General features: G+C 67.6%; 15 protein-coding genes. 9 read left to right on the top strand and 6 right to left on the bottom strand.

Annotated features, from left to right (window positions below; all coding sequences use genetic code 11):
• Positions 1 to 15: 15 nt before the first annotated feature.
• From GV161_RS18625 to GV161_RS18600, 6 genes are all read left to right on the top strand, one after another.
• Positions 16 to 891 carry a shikimate dehydrogenase gene (locus GV161_RS18625; protein WP_152017096.1) on the top strand — a complete coding sequence of 292 codons (876 nt, stop codon included), beginning with the start codon at positions 16 to 18 and terminating at the stop codon, positions 889 to 891.
• A gap of 65 nt (positions 892 to 956) precedes the next feature.
• Positions 957 to 2093, top strand: a complete 1137-nt coding sequence (locus GV161_RS18620; RefSeq protein WP_152017095.1) for an ABC transporter substrate-binding protein — start codon at positions 957 to 959, stop codon at positions 2091 to 2093.
• A gap of 110 nt (positions 2094 to 2203) precedes the next feature.
• Positions 2204 to 3082 (top strand): branched-chain amino acid ABC transporter permease, encoded by an 879-nt coding sequence (locus GV161_RS18615; RefSeq protein WP_152017094.1) that lies wholly within the window; start codon positions 2204 to 2206, stop codon positions 3080 to 3082.
• Complete coding sequence (locus GV161_RS18610) at positions 3079 to 4092, top strand: branched-chain amino acid ABC transporter permease (protein ID WP_244624266.1); 1014 nt, start codon at positions 3079 to 3081, stop codon at positions 4090 to 4092. Before GV161_RS18615 ends, GV161_RS18610 begins: the two co-directional genes overlap by 4 nt.
• A complete protein-coding gene (locus GV161_RS18605) occupies positions 4089 to 4832 on the top strand; it encodes an ABC transporter ATP-binding protein (protein WP_152017093.1) in 744 nt (247 codons plus the stop codon). Before GV161_RS18610 ends, GV161_RS18605 begins: the two co-directional genes overlap by 4 nt.
• A gap of 99 nt (positions 4833 to 4931) precedes the next feature.
• Positions 4932 to 5666 (top strand): ABC transporter ATP-binding protein, encoded by a 735-nt coding sequence (locus tag GV161_RS18600; protein ID WP_152017092.1) that lies wholly within the window; start codon positions 4932 to 4934, stop codon positions 5664 to 5666.
• 75 nt (positions 5667 to 5741) lie between these two features.
• On the opposite strand, the gene GV161_RS18595 is transcribed toward GV161_RS18600, so the two are convergent.
• Complete coding sequence (locus GV161_RS18595; protein ID WP_152017091.1) at positions 5742 to 6731, bottom strand: NADPH:quinone reductase; 990 nt, start codon at positions 6729 to 6731, stop codon at positions 5742 to 5744.
• Between the two features lie 89 nt (positions 6732 to 6820).
• Here GV161_RS18595 and GV161_RS18590 point away from each other — a divergent pair, with 89 nt between their 5' ends.
• On the top strand, positions 6821 to 7258 hold the full coding sequence (locus tag GV161_RS18590; RefSeq protein WP_152017090.1) for a helix-turn-helix domain-containing protein: 438 nt from the start codon (positions 6821 to 6823) through the stop codon (positions 7256 to 7258).
• Here the strand turns inward: GV161_RS18590 and GV161_RS18585 are convergent.
• Positions 7225 to 8211: an MBL fold metallo-hydrolase gene (locus GV161_RS18585; protein ID WP_152017089.1), complete on the bottom strand. Its 987-nt coding sequence runs from the start codon at positions 8209 to 8211 to the stop codon at positions 7225 to 7227. The genes GV161_RS18590 and GV161_RS18585 overlap by 34 nt on opposite strands.
• A 189-nt stretch (positions 8212 to 8400) precedes the next feature.
• On the opposite strand from GV161_RS18585, the gene GV161_RS18580 reads away from it, so the two are divergent.
• Complete coding sequence (locus tag GV161_RS18580) at positions 8401 to 9363, top strand: LysR substrate-binding domain-containing protein (protein WP_244624265.1); 963 nt, start codon at positions 8401 to 8403, stop codon at positions 9361 to 9363.
• Between the two features lie 73 nt (positions 9364 to 9436).
• Positions 9437 to 10561 carry a zinc-dependent alcohol dehydrogenase family protein gene (locus GV161_RS18575; RefSeq protein WP_152017087.1) on the top strand — a complete coding sequence of 375 codons (1125 nt, stop codon included), beginning with the start codon at positions 9437 to 9439 and terminating at the stop codon, positions 10559 to 10561.
• Between the two features lie 12 nt (positions 10562 to 10573).
• Here the strand turns inward: GV161_RS18575 and GV161_RS18570 are convergent, their stop codons facing one another.
• The 4 genes from GV161_RS18570 to GV161_RS18555 form a co-directional block, all read right to left on the bottom strand.
• Positions 10574 to 12157 carry an L-aspartate oxidase gene (locus GV161_RS18570; RefSeq protein ID WP_152017086.1) on the bottom strand — a complete coding sequence of 528 codons (1584 nt, stop codon included), beginning with the start codon at positions 12155 to 12157 and terminating at the stop codon, positions 10574 to 10576.
• Positions 12154 to 13137, bottom strand: a complete 984-nt coding sequence (gene nadA / locus GV161_RS18565) for a quinolinate synthase NadA (protein WP_152017085.1) — start codon at positions 13135 to 13137, stop codon at positions 12154 to 12156. The genes GV161_RS18570 and nadA overlap by 4 nt, the downstream gene beginning before the upstream one ends.
• A gap of 60 nt (positions 13138 to 13197) precedes the next feature.
• Positions 13198 to 14136, bottom strand: a complete 939-nt coding sequence (locus tag GV161_RS18560) for a hypothetical protein (RefSeq protein WP_152017084.1) — start codon at positions 14134 to 14136, stop codon at positions 13198 to 13200.
• Between the two features lie 76 nt (positions 14137 to 14212).
• Complete coding sequence (locus GV161_RS18555; protein ID WP_152017083.1) at positions 14213 to 15415, bottom strand: MFS transporter; 1203 nt, start codon at positions 15413 to 15415, stop codon at positions 14213 to 14215.
• Between the last annotated feature and the right edge of the window lies 1 nt (position 15416).

Below are 15416 nucleotides of genomic sequence, written 5' to 3'. Positions count from 1 at the left end.
GATGGAATACCGACCATGGTCATCGCCAGGAAGAGCAAGCGGGTGCTGCTCGGGCTGATCGGCTTCCCGATCGCGCATTCGGCGACCCCGACGACGCAGGAAGCCGCGGCGCGGGCGGCCGGGATCGAGGCGCATTACCATCTGATCGAGGCCGCGGGCGCCGGACGCGATGACCTGGCCGCCATGCTCGACGGCATCCGCCGACTCGGCTTCTCCGGCATCAACGTCACCTATCCCTACAAGGAAGCCGTCGTGCCACTGCTCGACGGGCTGTCCGAGCAGGCCGCCGCCATGGGCGCGGTCAACACGATCGTCGTCGACGATGGCCGCCTGACCGGCCACAACACCGACGCCTCGGGCTTCGCCACCGCCTATCGCCGGCTCGGCCGGCAAGATGGCGACAGGCCGGTCGCGATCATCGGCACCGGCGGCGTCGGCAAGGCGATCGCCTTCGCGCTCGCCGATTGCGGCGTCACTCGCCTGCGACTCTGCGACGTCGATCGGAGTCGAGCCGAAGCGCTGGCCGGGCTTCTCGGCACGCGGGCACGCGTCGAAATCGCCGCCAACGCCGAGGAGGCGGCCGAGGGCGCCGCCGGCATCGTCAACGGCACGCCGATCGGCATGCTGCCGGACCGCGGCATTCCGATCGAGCCCGGCGCGATCCGGGCCTCGCAATGGGTGGCTGACGCAGTCTATCACCCGCTCTGGACACCGCTGCTGAAAGCGGCGCAAAAAGCCGGCACAACAGTGATGACCGGGCGCGAGCTGGCGATTCACCAGGCGGTCGATGCTTTCCGGCTCTTCACCGGCCTGGAAGCGTCGGAAGCGGTTATCGGCGCCGCCTTCGACTCCGTGACCGCGACGGGCGAGACGACCGAGCACGCCGCATGAGCAAGACGACCCGGACAACACCGGGCGGGGATCAAGAAGCCTAAGGACAAGTGGAGGAAACGAGCATGAAGAAGCACTGGATCATCGCTGCCGCGCTCGGCATGGCCGTCAGCCTGCCGGCACTGGCGCAGGACAAGGTCAAGCTGGTCGACGTCGTCGAACTCTCGGGCGCAGGCGCGACCGCCGGCACCAACTGGAAGAACGGCATCGACCTCGCCGTCGCCGACATCAACGCCAAAGGCGGCATCCTCGGCAAGCAGATCGAGATCGTACACTACGACACCCAGACCAATCCGGGTAACACCCGCGCTGCCGTGCAGCGCGCCATCGACGAGGGCACCTACGCCGTGCTCGGCCCGGTCTTCTCCGGCCCGATCGGCGCCTCCATGCAGATCGCCCAGCGCGCCGAGATCGCCCAGCTCGTCGGCGGCGAAGCGGCCGGCCTGACCAAGCAGGGTAACGAATACCTGTTCCGGACCTCGCTGAGCCAGACTGCGGCTATGCCGAAGATCGCGAAATACCTGAAGGACACGGTCAAGGCCGGCTCGGTCGCCGTCGTCTGGGTCAACAACGACTTCGGCAAGGGCGGCCGCGACGCGATCATCCCCGAGCTCGAGAAGGCCGGCATCAAGCTCGCCGCCGACATCGCCACCGAGCAAGGCCAGGCCGACTTCGCCGCCGACGCGATCAAGGTCAAGAACTCCAATGCCGACGCGATCTTCGTCTATCTGAACGAGGAGGAGAGCGCCCGCTTCCTGCGCGCCGCCAAGCAGCAGAGCATCACCAAGCCGATGGTCGGCGAGACCACCCTGCTCGGCGCCAAGGTGATCGAGCTCGCGGGCGATGCCGCCAACGGCGTCAAGGGCCATGTCGGCCTCTCAATCGATGCGCCGATCCCGGCCTTCCAGGAGTTCGGCAAGAAGTTCCAGGCCAAGTACAACTACGCCTCGGACCATAACGGCATGAAGGGCTACATGGCCGTCTACATGGTGAAGTGGGCGACCGAGAAGCAGAAGAAGTTCGACAAGAAGGGCGTCGCCGACACGCTGCGCGGCGCGACCATCAAGACTTCGGAAGAGCCGGGCATCCTGATCGAGACCACGATCGAGAAGAACGGCGACCTCGACCGCGAGAGCTTCCTCGCCGAGGTCAAGGACGGCAAACAGGTGATCACGGCGACGCTGCCGAAGATCAACCCGTAACAGGCACGTCATTCTCGGGCGGCGCAGCGCGCCGACCCGAGAATCTCATCGTCCAGAGATGGTCGGGCCAGTCCCGACCATGATGCTCACCGAACCGAGCGAGCAAAGCCATGGCCGAATTCCTCGCCTATCTCATCGCCGGCATTGCCACGGGCGCGATCTATGCCCTGGCCGCGATCGGCTTCACCCTGGTCTGGCAGACCTCGCAGACGATCAATTTCGCCCAGGGCGAGTTCGTCATGCTGCCGGCCGTGCTGGTGCTGCTCGCGATCAAGCTGTTCGGCGCGCCGATCTGGCTCGGCGCCCTGATCGGCATCGCCGCCTTCATCCTGATCTTCGGCGTCGGCTTCAAGCTGACGATCGTCGATCCGATGATCCGGCACGGCGTCCTGCCGCTCGCCATCGCCACCATGGCGCTGTCGATCATCATGAAGGAAGGCGCCAAGGACGGCTTCTCGGCCGAGGCGCAGAAATTCCCCTCCTTCGTGCCGACCGAGACGATCTCGGTCTTCGGTGCCGCGATCTCGCTGCAGCATGTCGCGATCATTGCTGTCGCCTTCGGCGTGATCGGCCTGCTGCAATGGTTCGTCGGCAGCACCCGGCTCGGCCGTCAGATGCAGGCGACGGCGCAGAACCCGACTGTGGCGCGCATCCTCGGCATTCCCGTCGAGCGCATGGTGCTGCTGACCTTCGTGATCAACGCAGGCCTCGCCGTCGTCGCCTCGGTGCTGATCTCGCCGATCTACCTGGCGAAGTTCTCCAATGGCGAGGTCATCGGCCTGTTCGCCTTCATCGCGGCGATCGTCGGCGGCTTCAACCAGGTCCGCGGCGCCCTCGTCGGCGGGCTGATCGTCGGCATCGTCGACAGCATGGCCGCGGCCTACATCTCGACCTCCTACCGGCTCGCCGTGCCGCTGGTGCTGCTCGTCGTCGTCATCCTCGTCAAGCCGGAAGGCCTGATGGGCCGCAAAGAGGAGCGCCGGGTATGACTGCGCCCGCCACCCACAGCGCTGCCCCGGCGACGCGCCGCCTGCCCCTCCCCGCCTTCATCGACGGCACGCTGCTGACGCTCGTTGCCGCCGCGGTCATCCTCTGGTTCGTGCCATCGGGCATGGGCCGCTACGGCACCTATGTGCTCTCGCTCTGGCTGGTGATGAGCGTCGCCGTGATGGGCCTGAACCTGACGCTCGGCTATGCCGGCCTGAAATCGCTGGCCCAGGCCGCCTTCATGGGCATCGGCGCCTATGCGACGGCGCTGCTGACCAGCAAGGTCGGGCTCAACTGGTACGCCTCCTTCGCGATCTCCGGCCTGCTCACCTTCGCGGTCGGACTCGTGCTCGGCTTCCCGGCGCTCAGGGTCAAGGCGCATTACCTTGCCTTCGTCACCCTCGCCTTCTCGACGCTGATCTGGCTCGTGCTGCGCAATGAGCAATGGCTGACCGGCGGCGTCTTCGGCCTCTCCAACATCCCGCGTCCGAGCTTCTTCGCCCTCAAGCTCGACGGCGCGCTCGCCTTCCACCGCTTCGTCGTCGTCGTCACCTTCCTGCTCGCCGTGGTGCTCTGGTGGATGATCCGCTCGCCCTGGGGCCGCGCCTTCACGGCGCTGCGCGAGAACCCGATCCGCGCCGCGAGCCTCGGCATCGACACCCGCATGTACACGCTGCTCGCCTTCGCGATCGGCTCGGCCTATGCCGGCTTCGCCGGGGCGCTCTATGCGCCCCTGGTCGAGTTCATCGACCCCTCGCCCTTCTCGCTGTCGCAGAGCTTCTTCCTGCTGCTGATGGTGGTCGCGGGCGGCGCCGGCTACCTGCTCGGGCCGTTCATCGGGGCGCTGCTCGGCGTGGTGCTGCCGGAATGGCTGCGCTTTGCCGGTTCGCTCTACCTGATCATCTTCGCGGCGATCGTCATGCTGTTGCTGATCGCCTGCCCGCAGGGCATGAGCGGCCTGCTTGAGCGCGGCTGGAATCGATTGACCGGCAAGGCGGGAGGCAGCCGATGAACCAGGTCCTCGAAGTCTCCAACCTCCACAAGGCCTTCGGTGGTATCAAGGCGGTGAATGGCGTCTCCTTCAAGGTCAACGAAGGCGAGATCCTTGGCATCATCGGCCCCAATGGCTGCGGCAAGTCGACCCTGTTCAACTGCATCCTCGGCCAGCTCGAGCCGACCGAGGGCGCGGTCAAGCTCGACGGGCGCGACGTCACCAACATGCGCCCCTCCGAGCTCAACAAGCTCGGCGTCAGCCGCACCTTCCAGCTGCTGCAGGTCTTCCCCGAGCTCTCGGTGCGCGAGAACCTGATCCTCGCCGGCCAGGAGCATGAGGGCACGATGCTCTCGCGCTTCTTCGGCGCGCGCGATGCCGGGCTGACGGCGAAGGCCGAGCAGATGATCGGCTTCTTCAAGCTCGGCCATCTCGCGGACGCCAAGGCCGGCGGGCTCTCCTATGGCCAGCAGAAGCTGCTCGACGCCGCCATGGCCTTCATGGCGGGGCCACGCCTCGTCCTGCTCGACGAGCCGGCTGGCGGGGTCAATCTCACCATGCTCGGCGATCTCAAGGAGCGGCTGCGCGCCATCAACGCCGAACAGGGCGCGACCTTCGTGGTGATCGAGCACAACATGGATTTCGTGATGTCGCTGTGCTCGCGCGTCATCGTGCTGGCCGAGGGCAAGGTCCTGGCCGAGGGCGCCCCGGCCGAGGTCCGCGCCAATCCGGCGGTGATCGAAGCCTATCTCGGGCACTAGCCGTCATGCTCGGGCTTGACCCGAGCATCTCCTGATAGAGATTCTCGGGTCTGCGCTGCGCTCCGCCCGAGAATGACGTGAATGGGAACGGAGACGAGAATGACCCCCATCCTCGAACTCGACGGCGTGGTCGGCGGCTATGGCGCCATGACCATCCTCAACGGCACGAGCTTCAAGGTGCCGCGCGCCGCGATCACCACGGTGATCGGCCCGAACGGCGCCGGCAAGTCGACCGTGTTCAAGGCGATCTTCGGCCTGCTCAAGGTGCGCGAAGGCCATATCCGGCTGGAAGGCCGGGAGATCACCAACTGGAACCAGCGCAAGCTGCTGGAAGCCGGCATCTGCTATGTGCCGCAGGGCCGCAACATCTTCCCCGAGCTCTCGGTGCGCCACAATATCGAGCTCGGCGCGGTCGCGGCCGGCAGCCACATCACCGACATGCCCAGGCGGATCGAGGCGGCGCTCGACCGCTTCCCGTCGCTGCGGGCCAAGGCCGACGTCCAGGCCTCGACCCTCTCCGGCGGCCAGCAGAAGCAACTCGAGATCGTGCGCGGCCTGTTGCTCGATCCCAAGCTGGTGCTGATCGACGAGCCCTCGATCGGGCTCTCGCCGATGCTGGTGCAGGAGACCTTCGACATCCTGAAGGAGCTCAGAGCCAAGGGTGTCACCATCCTGATGATCGAGCAGAACGCCCGCTCGGCGCTGGAAATCTCCGACGAAGGCCTGGTGCTCGAGCTCGGCCAGACCCGCATGCAGGGCCCGGCAGCCACCATTCTCGCCGATCCCCGTGTCGCCCAACTCTTCCTCGGCGGAGCGATGACGGAAGCGGCCTGAGGGCGCCGCGTCATCAGCTTCGACCTGGCCATTTCGAGCAGCGGGCGAGACGGCGTCACGCCCGCTACGCGAGGGCTAGCTGGTCACCACGACCTTGCCGACTGCACGGCCGCTTTCGAGCAGCTCATGCGCCTGCGCGATCTCGTCGAGCGGGAAGCGCGCAGCGATCTCGTGGCTGAGCCAGCCGCCCCGCAGCCCCTCCCCGATCGCAGCGGCGGCCTCGTCATGCGCGGCCGCGTCCATGACATAGACCAGCACGAAGCGGATCGCGGCATCGAGCTGGAGCAGCGGCCAATAGGGCAGAACGGGCTCGGCAACCGCATCGGATGAATAGGTCGCGATCACGCCGCGCGGCGCCAGCACCTGCATGGTCAGGTCGAGATTGGCGCCGAAGGCGACCTCGACGACGCGGTCGACGCCACGCTCCTTGCCGGTGAACTCGCGAATGCGCCCGGCGAGATCATCGTTGTGGCGGTTGAGCACGAGATCGGCGCCGGCCGCCTTCGCCGAGCGAGCCTGCTCCTCGCGGCTGACCGTCGTAATCACCCGCGCCCCGCTTTGCTTGGCGAACTGGATGGCGTAGCGGCCGACTGCGCCAGCCCCACCAGTGACGAGCACGACCTTTCCTGCCACCGAACCGTCGGCGAGGACGCAGCGATGCGCCGTCATCGCCGGCACGCCGAGAGCAGCACCCTCCTCGAAGGAGACGCTGGCGGGCAGTGGCTGGACCTGCCGCGCCGGCAACGCGACATACTCGGCCGCGCCGCCGAAGGGCCGGCCGAGCGACGCCTCGTAGAACCAGACCCGCTCGCCGATGCGGCTCTCCAGCTCGGGCGAACCGGCGGCGACGATCTCGCCGGCACCGTCCTGATGCGGGATGACCAGCGGAAACGGCATCTGGTCGCGGCCGAGCCAGCCGGCGCGCCCCTTCCAGTCGGATGGGTTGATGCCGCTGGCGCGGACCCTGATCAACAGCTCACCCGGCCCCGGCTTCGGGTTTGGTTGCTCGCCGACTTCAAGGACCTCGGTCGCCGGTCCCTTGCGCTGATACCATGCTGCTTTCACTGCCGTGCTTCCTTGCGTGGTTGCGGAAGCAGGCAAGTGTCGTCATAGCTCATCTGGCACAAGTACGTACAAAGAGAACATGTACTATCATGGATGTAAGTGCCTTATCGCCTGACCACGCCACTGGAACGAGGCCGCGCCGCGAGCCGGCGGCCCGCACGGGCTGCGGTGTCGAGGCGACCTTGTCGGTGATCGGCGGGGTCTGGAAGCCGGTGCTACTGTTCCAGCTTCTGCGCGGCAAATTGCGCTTCAACGCGCTGTGCCGGCTGACGCCACGCGCGACACCGCGGATGATCACCCTGCAATTGCGCGAGCTGGAGGCGGATGGCGTGGTGCGCCGGATCGTCTATCCGGAAGTCCCGCCCAAGGTGGAGTACGAATTGACCGAGTTCGGGCAATCGCTGGAGCCGGTGCTGCTCGCCATGCGCGCCTGGGGCCAGAGCTTCCAGGCGCGCATGGACGCTGCAGAGACTGAGCCTGGGGGAGGATCAGCTCAGCCGCGCAGCATCTGCATCGCAGCGGGATAGTAGCGGAAGCCGTCGCCGGCCTTGGCGAGATTGCCGAAGCCCGGCCAGGCGAAGTGATAGGACATCACCGGCGTTTTCTGCTCGGCCAGCATGGTGAGCAGCTTCACCCGCGACTGCACCGACATCTTCGGGTCCCAGTCATAGGCGAATTCGATGCGCGGGTTCTCGGTCAGCAGCACCGGGTGATGCGTGAGATCACCGAGGAAGGTGAACGACTTCCCGCCCGAGGAGACGTTGAAGATGGTGTGGCCGGGGCTATGGCCCGGCGCCGAGATCGCAGTGATTCCCGGCAGGAACTCCTGGCCGTCCTTGAAGAAGACGATGCGGTCGCGCACCGGGCGCAAGTTGGCGCGAGCGTGGTCGCCGAACGCCTTGAACGGCGTGCCGAGCCGGGCGTCGTCGAGCCAGTAATCATGATCGATCTGGCTGATATAGATCTGCGCATTCGGGAAGTGTGGCTTGCCCTCGGCCGAGCAGATGCCGCCGGTATGGTCGATATGGGCGTGGCTGCAGACGATCGCGTCGATCGAGGCTGGGTCGATGCCGGCTTCCTGCATGCTCTTGAGCAGCCGTCCGGTCGTCGGGCCGAAGGCCTTGGAGAAGCCCATGCCGGTGTCGAACATCACCAGCCGGTCGCCAAAATTGACGATCGGGATGTTCTGCTCGAGCACGACATTGTCCTTGGCCAGGAAATTCGTCTCGAGCAGGCCGTAGACCTGCTCCTTCGGCAGGCCGAGGAAGCTGGAGCCGGGATCGCCGAGCGGCAGCGGTCCATCGGACACCACCGTGACCTCGGCCTGGCCAAGCGCGAAGCGATAGTAATAGGGCACCTGGCTGTTCGCGAGCGGGGCCTTGGCGAAGGCGCCGCCGGGCAAAGCCGCTCCGGCGGCGAGCGCGGCCGCACCGGACAGGAAGCCGCGGCGGCTGGTGGGCGGGATGAGCAGGTTCGACATGGCGTTCCTCCGGGTGGAAAGGGAGCGGCGTCGGGCGCCGTCTTCTTCGCCGGGCGGCCTTGCGTCACGTCAGGCCTTGCCGGAAGGAAAGGATGCACGCCTGCGGAGTGGACGGCCAATAAGGCTTCGCTCTAGTCTGCATAAGCGAAAGCTCGCGCTCGCGGGCCGATGAAGGGGAACGGGACGACGATGGATCTGCGCCAGTTGCGCTATTTCACGGCCATCGTCGAACAGGGCTCATTCTCCAAGGCAGCGCTCAAGCTCCGGGTGGCGCAGCCGGCGCTGAGCCAGCATCTGCGCCATATGGAAGACGAGCTCGGCGTCGCCCTGCTGCATCGCGGCACGCGCGGCGTGCAGCCGACCGAGGCTGGCGAGCGCCTGCTCGCCAAGGCGCGCATCATCCTCGCCGAATTCGCCGAACTGCGCGACAGCGTCCGCGGCGAGCAGGCGGCACCGGCCGGCGAGGTCCGCATCGGCCTGCCCGGCACGGTCAGCGAGCAGTTCAGCGTGCCGCTGATCGAGGCAACGCAGGAGCGCTTTCCGGATGTGCGCATCCGCATCGCCGAGGCGATGAGCGGCTTCGTGCTCGACTGGCTGCGCAAGGGCGAGGTCGATCTTGCGGTGATCTACTCGACCTCGGACCTGAAGGGGCTCGGCATCCACCATATCCTGACCGAGGAGCTCTGCCTGTTCGGCGTGCCGGCCCTGACGGCGCTGAAGACCGCGCCAGGACAGGCGGTAACGTTGACCGAGGCGGCCGGGCTCGACCTGATCCTGCCCGGGCCGGGTCATGGCCTGCGCGATCAGATCGACGAGGCTGCGGCGGGCATCAATGCCACCGTCCATGCCGCGGTCGAGATCGAATCCTATGCGCAGATCAAGCGCCTCGCGGAGCGCGGCCTCGGCTACGGCATCCTGCCGCGCATGGCGGTCCGGGCGCAGGAGAAGGCCGGCATCTTCCGGACATGGCCGCTGGAGGAGCCCTCGCTCTATCGCAAGGTCTACCTCGCTTATTCGACCGAGCGGCCGATGACCGCCGCTGCCCGCGCCATCGGCCAGCTCTCCTGGGAGATCCTGCGCGGTCTCGTCGCCGACGAGCGCTGGACCGCGACGCTCGGCGACGAGACCGATCCGCCCGCCTTATACGGCTGATCGGGATTTCGTCTTTGACAGGCGGCGCGGCGGGCCGAACACTCCTCGGCACATCAGCTCACGAGGATACGCCTTGAAGACCCGCGCCGCAGTGCTGCATGCCAGCCCCGTCACCGCGCCCTATGCGCAGTCGAAGCCGCTCCGGATCGAGGAGGTCGAGCTCGCCCCGCCGGCGATGGGCGAGGTGCTGGTCAGGGTCCGCGCCGCGGGCCTCTGCCATTCCGACCTCTCGGTGATCGACGGCAACCGGCCGCGCCCGGTGCCGATGGTGCTCGGCCATGAGGCGGCCGGCGAGGTCGAGGAGGTCGGCCCCGGCGTCACCGATCTCAGGAAAGGCGACCGCGTCATCATGGTCTTCGTGCCGTCCTGCGGCCATTGCGCGCCGTGCAGCGAGGGGCGCCCTGCCCTGTGCGAGCCTGGTAATGCCGCCAACGGCGTCGGCGAATTGATGGCCGGGGGGCGCCGGCTCTCGCAGAACGGCAAGCCGGTGCATCACCATGTCGGTGTCTCCGCCTTCGCCGAGCACACGGTGATGTCGCGCCATTCGCTGGTGAAGATCGAAGCCGATATCCCGCATGAGATCGCCGCGCTGTTCGGCTGCGCCGTGCTGACCGGTGTCGGCGCGGCGGTGAACACCGCCAAGGTCCGCGCCGGCGAGACAGCTGCCGTCGTCGGGCTCGGCGGCGTCGGCCTCTCGGCTTTGCTCGGTGCCGTCGCCTGCGGCGCCTCGCGCGTCATCGCCGTCGATCTCTCGGACGAGAAGCTCAGGATCGCCCGCGAGCTCGGCGCGACCGACACCTTCAACGCCGGTGCGCCCGATGTCGTCGAGGCGATCCGCGCCGCGACCAAGGGCGGCGTCGATCACGGGCTGGAGATGGCCGGCTCGGTCAAGGCGCTGGAACTCGCCTACCAGATCACGCGGCGTGGCGGCACGACGACGACGGCAGGCCTCGCCAACCCCGCGCATACCATGGCGTTGGCGCCGGTCAGGCTCGTCGGCGAGGAGCGGACGCTGAAGGGCTCCTATGTCGGCTCCTGCATCCCGGTGCGCGACATTCCCCGCTTCATCGACCTCTATTTGCGCGGCCGGCTGCCGGTCGACAAGCTCTGGACCAGTTCGAGCCCGCTCGAGGGGATCAATGAGGGCTTCGACGCGCTGAACGAAGGCCGGACGATCCGGCACGTCATCCAGATGTGAGGGCTGGCCGCTTCAAACGGGACAAGGTGCCGCCTCCAGTGGCCGCTCGCGCTGGCGCTCGATCGGACGCGCAACGATATTTCGAGCCTGTCCGAGAGCCTCGTCGAGCGAGAGGGTTGAACGCCGGCGCGCCGTCAAAGCCTGCGGGAAGTCCGTACGATAATGCGCCCCGACGCTCTCTTCGCGTCGCAGCGCCGCGACCGCCAACATCAGGCCGACGATGGCCGGATCGGCCGCAGCCGTCGAACCGGCCGCGAGCGGCAGCAGTTGGCGCACACCTGCTTCGAGGCCGACCCGGTCGCGCAAAACGCCGAGCGCATCGCCCAGAATAGCGCGCACCGGCGTGGCATCCGCGGGCGGCAATGACGGCACTGCCAATGCGTTTGCGCGGCGCTCCGGTCTCGCCAGCGCCCCGCTAAGACTTTGCGCGACCCAGGCGGCGCAAACGACGGCTTCGGTCAGCGAATTGCTGGCGAGTCGGTTGGCGCCGTGTAGCCCGGTGCAGGCGGCCTCGCCGCAGGCCCAGAGTCCTGCGACAGAGGAACGCCCCTCACCGTCCACGGCGATGCCTCCCATGTGGTAGTGCGCCGCCGGCCGGACCGGGATCGGCTGGGTCGCCGGGTCGATGCCTGCCGCTCGGCAGGCGGCGGCGATCGTCGGGAAACGCCGCGGGAAGCTGGGACCGAGTGCCGAGCGCGCGTCCAGGAAGACGCGATGGCCGGCCTGCAGATGCGCCCAGACCCGGCGCGCGACGACGTCACGCGGGGCGAGCTCCGCGCCGGGGGCGTCCGCCATGAAGCGCGCGCCGGTCTCGTCGATGAGCGTCGCGCCCTCGCCGCGCACCGCCTCGCTGATCAATGGCATCGGCCGCGCCGGACCATCGAGCACGGTCGGGTGAAACTGGACGAACTCCATGTCGGCCAGCATCGCCCGTGCCCGCGCCGCCAGCGCCAGCCCCTGCCCGCAGGATGTCAGCGGGTTCGAACTGTGCGGAAAGAGGCCGCCGACCCCGCCAGTGGCGATGACCACGCGGCTCGTCTCGAATACGACCGCGCGGCCAGTGCCATCGCGAGCCAGCACGCCGGCGACCTCGCCATCGGCGAGCAGCAAGGCCTGCGCCGTGACGCCTTCGAGGATCGCGGCGGACGGCGTTCGTCTCACCGCCTCGACAAGCGCCCGGATCAGCTCGCGGCCTGTCCCGTCGCCGGCGGCGTGAACAATACGGCGGCGCTGATGCGCAGCTTCCAGCCCAAGGCGCAAGGCGCCGTCCGGCGCCCGGTCGAACACGGCGCCGTGGCGCATCAGCGCCTCGATCGCAGCCGGAGCGGCCCTCGTCACCCGCTCGGCAATGTCGGGGTCGCCGAGCCCGGCGCCGGCGGCGAGCGTATCGGCGAGATGCAGCTCGGGGCTGTCGTCAGTGCCAAGGCTTGCCGCCAGACCGCCCTGCGCCCAGCCGCTCGACGACTGTGTCCCGAGAGGAGCCGCGGAGAGCAGCAGGACCGGCTCGGGCGCCAGATGCAGCGCGGTCATAAGACCCGCGAGACCGGCGCCGATGATCACCGGCCTGCCGTTCAGGCGATGGACCTCTGGCTTCATACCGCCAGCATGCGCTCGACGGCCCGTCGCGCGCCTTCCGCCGTCGCCGGATCGAGCGTCACCGCATGGTGCATTTCCTCCAGCGCCCGACGGATGTTCGGGAGCGTGATCCGCTTCATGTGCGGGCAGAGATTGCAGGGGCGGATGAAGTCGACATCGGGATGCAGGACCGCGACATTGTCGCTCATCGAGCATTCCGTCATCAGCACGACGCGCGCCGGCTTGTTGGCCGCGACATAGTCCGCCATCGCCGCCGTCGAGCCGGCGAAATCGGAGACGGCGACCACATCCGGCGGGCATTCCGGATGCGCCAGGACGACGACTCCCGGATGAGCCTCCCGCAACTCTGCGATGTCGCCCGCCGTGAAGCGCTCATGCACCTCGCAATGCCCCTTCCAGGCGATGATCTCGACCCTGGTCTCGGCCGCGATATTGCGGGCGAGATATTCGTCCGGCAGCATGATGACGCGCTCGCAGCCGAGGGATTCGACCACCGCCTTGGCGTTGCCTGACGTGCAGCAGATGTCGGACTCCGCCTTCACCGCAGCCGAGGTGTTGACATAGGTGACGATCGGCACGCCCGGATAGCGTGCCCGCATCAACCGCACATCCGCTGCCGTGATCGAATCCGCCAGCGAGCAGCCGGCCTCCAGATCCGGGATCAGCACGGTCTTGTCCGGATTGAGCAGCTTGGCGGTCTCGGCCATGAAATGGACGCCGGCCAGCACGATCACATCGGCATCGACCGTCATCGCCTTGCGCGCCAAAGCGAGGCTGTCGCCGACGATATCCGCGACGCAGTGGAAGATTTCCGGCGTCTGGTAGTTGTGCGCCAGGATGACGGCATTGCGCTTACGCTTGAGCTCGAGGATCGCCTCGACATCCCCGGCGAAGACCTGCCATTCAGCGGCGGGGATCACCCGACGCACACGTTCGTAAAGGTCCTCGGTTCGTGCCCGAGCGGCGGAAAATGCGACCATTTTTCTTATACTCCATGTGAGCATAAAGTCGGCATATGCTTACTCTGAGTATAAGGCATGTCAAGCCCTGGTCAGCGGCAACTTTGTTCCGCCGGCCGCCCGTTCGGCCAGGACGGCATGGCGGAAGCGAAAGAGCTTCGCGGGCCGTCCGCCAGTGTCGGATGTGGTGACGCCGGTCTCCTCGACCAGCTCCTGCTGTTCGATCAACCTGCGGAAATTCTGCTTGTGCACGAGCCGGCCGGCCAAGGCTTCGACGGCGCGCTGGATCTGAAGCAGCGTGAAAGCGGGCTGCATCAGCTCGAAGACGACCGGTCGATATTTGATCTTCGCCCGCAGCCGGGCGATCCCCGTCGCCAGGATGCGGCGATGATCGCCAGTCATCGCTTTGCCCGGGATGCGTGCCGTACCGGACGGCTCGCCGGGCTCTCTCACCCGCTCCGGCACCAGCGCCGCCTCATAGAGCAGTTCATAGCGCTGCAGGACGAGTTCCTCGTTCCAGACTGCCCCATCGAGCCCGAACACTAATGCGCAGCGACGCCAGCGTTCCTCCGACAGGAGCGTGGTGCCCCCGGCCTTTGCCCAAGCGCGCAATCGCGGCACGAGATGCTCGGCGATGACGGCGGGCGGGCCGTCGCGATGATCCTCCCAGGGGAAATAGTCGTACCAGCTGCGCCAGCCGACCTCGCCCCTCGCCTCGCGTGTCAGGCCGAGATAGCTGATCGAGATCCCGCGCTGGGAGGTGCCTGCCGCGCCCCGGTCGCGATCCGCGAAAGTGTAGAGCTGCTCGACATAGCCGAGAGGGTGATGCGTCTGTTCCTCGACCCAGATGCGCAGCCCGGTCTGCAGCGAGCGATGCGCGTCCTCGAACGGCCCGGACGGCAGGGCGTCGCCGTTCTGGACGGTCAGGACCGATGGCGAGCCGTTCACGACCGCGACGAGAATGGCGATCAGATCGACCGCGATGGCGCCAGCGAGGCTGGCCGTCGTCGTTTCAGGCACCCGATTCCCCTGTCTCGGGAGCCCTTATGCCATTGTCATGGCGTGCACGCACGCCTACCCGCGGGTCGACGTGGTGCTATCGATGACCCTGGGGCGCCGGGCTCGTTTCCGGCCCGCTGCGAGGAGCGAGGATCGCAGAAAGGGCCGCCACCAGCATCAGCGCAACCGCGAGCCCGGCGAGCGCCGAGAAGCCGGCACTCGCATAGAGTGGCCCGAAGCCCGTCGTCCCGGCGAAGAGCGCGAGATAGGTGACGCCGCTGTTGAGGCCCATGATCGCGCCGCGGCGGCCGGGATCGAGCGAAGCCAGCCGGAGGATCAGCACGTTCAGCGCGGCGTGATTGGCCATGCCCCAGCAAAAGACGACGGCGAGCAGCGCCGGGTAAGAGGCGGAGGCGGCGGTCATCACCAGATAGACGCAGCCGACCACGGCGAAGAACAGCGGCAGCAGGCGCGCCGGGCCGAGCCGATCGATCCAGCGATCGAGGAAGGTCGTCGCTCCGAAGCCAAGCCCGTAGCACAAAGCGAGGAGGCCACTGGCGCTGACCGGCAGGCCGAGCCCACGGTGCAGATGGTCGCCGACATAGGCGTAGACGCCATAGAACGAGGCCATGAAGGCGGCGCAGGCGAGCAGCAACGGCCCGATTCCCGGGACACGCAGGGCCGAAAGCGGCGACGGCGCGGCGCGCCCGGTCGGGTTGCCGCCGGCGGTCAGCTTCGTCGTCCCGGCCATGGCGGCAAGGCCTGCGACGACGACGATGGCGTAGACCATGCGCCAGCCCAGAAAATCAGCGATCACTGCCGAGAGCGAGACGCCCGCGACCATGCTGAGCGTCCAGCCGAACAGGACGACGCCGAGCGTGTCACTCTCCCGGCCGGCAGGCGCTGCCAGCGCGGCGAGCGTGTAGATCGATGGCAATGCGAGGCCGGCTGCGATCCCCGCCAGCAATTGCGCGCCGACGAAGGCCGGCAGGACGGGAGCCGCTCCGCTTGCTGCGAGCGCGGCGAGGAAAGCCAGCAACGCAGAGCGCAGCACCCGGCCGGCGCCGAAGCGGTCGATCAGCCCGGCGAGCAGCAGAGCGCTCGCCGCCGTGCCGATGCCGAAGGCGGCCGAGGCCGTCATCACCGCCGGCACGCCGCTGGCGAAGCTCTCCGCCACGCGCGGCGCGATCGGCCCCAGCGCCAGCGAATTGGCGCCGACCAGCCCGATGCACAGGCACAGCGCATAGGCCGCGGCGGGGATGCGGGGCCCATCTAAGGCAGTTTGATTTTTATTCGTCATT

Origin of the sequence: Bosea sp. 29B (assembly GCF_902506165.1) — a bacterium.
GTDB lineage: Bacteria > Pseudomonadota > Alphaproteobacteria > Rhizobiales > Beijerinckiaceae > Allobosea.
Note: the sequence above shows the minus strand (reverse complement) of the source record. Positions and strands in the feature narration are given on the sequence as shown.

Bases quoted from the DNA above. Each gene is read 5' to 3' on its own strand.
- GV161_RS18625 (WP_152017096.1), top strand. From the start codon at position 16: ATGGTCATCGCCAGGAAGAGCAAGCGGGTGCTGCTCGGGCTGATCGGC.
- GV161_RS18620 (WP_152017095.1), top strand. From the start codon at position 957: ATGAAGAAGCACTGGATCATCGCTGCCGCGCTCGGCATGGCCGTCAGC.
- GV161_RS18615 (WP_152017094.1), top strand. From the start codon at position 2,204: ATGGCCGAATTCCTCGCCTATCTCATCGCCGGCATTGCCACGGGCGCG.
- GV161_RS18610 (WP_244624266.1), top strand. From the start codon at position 3,079: ATGACTGCGCCCGCCACCCACAGCGCTGCCCCGGCGACGCGCCGCCTG.
- GV161_RS18605 (WP_152017093.1), top strand. From the start codon at position 4,089: ATGAACCAGGTCCTCGAAGTCTCCAACCTCCACAAGGCCTTCGGTGGT.
- GV161_RS18600 (WP_152017092.1), top strand. From the start codon at position 4,932: ATGACCCCCATCCTCGAACTCGACGGCGTGGTCGGCGGCTATGGCGCC.
- GV161_RS18590 (WP_152017090.1), top strand. From the start codon at position 6,821: ATGGATGTAAGTGCCTTATCGCCTGACCACGCCACTGGAACGAGGCCG.
- GV161_RS18585 (WP_152017089.1), bottom strand. From the start codon at position 8,211: ATGTCGAACCTGCTCATCCCGCCCACCAGCCGCCGCGGCTTCCTGTCC.
- GV161_RS18580 (WP_244624265.1), top strand. From the start codon at position 8,401: ATGGATCTGCGCCAGTTGCGCTATTTCACGGCCATCGTCGAACAGGGC.
- GV161_RS18570 (WP_152017086.1), bottom strand. From the start codon at position 12,157: ATGAAGCCAGAGGTCCATCGCCTGAACGGCAGGCCGGTGATCATCGGC.
- nadA (WP_152017085.1), bottom strand. From the start codon at position 13,137: ATGGTCGCATTTTCCGCCGCTCGGGCACGAACCGAGGACCTTTACGAA.
- GV161_RS18555 (WP_152017083.1), bottom strand. From the start codon at position 15,415: ATGACGAATAAAAATCAAACTGCCTTAGATGGGCCCCGCATCCCCGCC.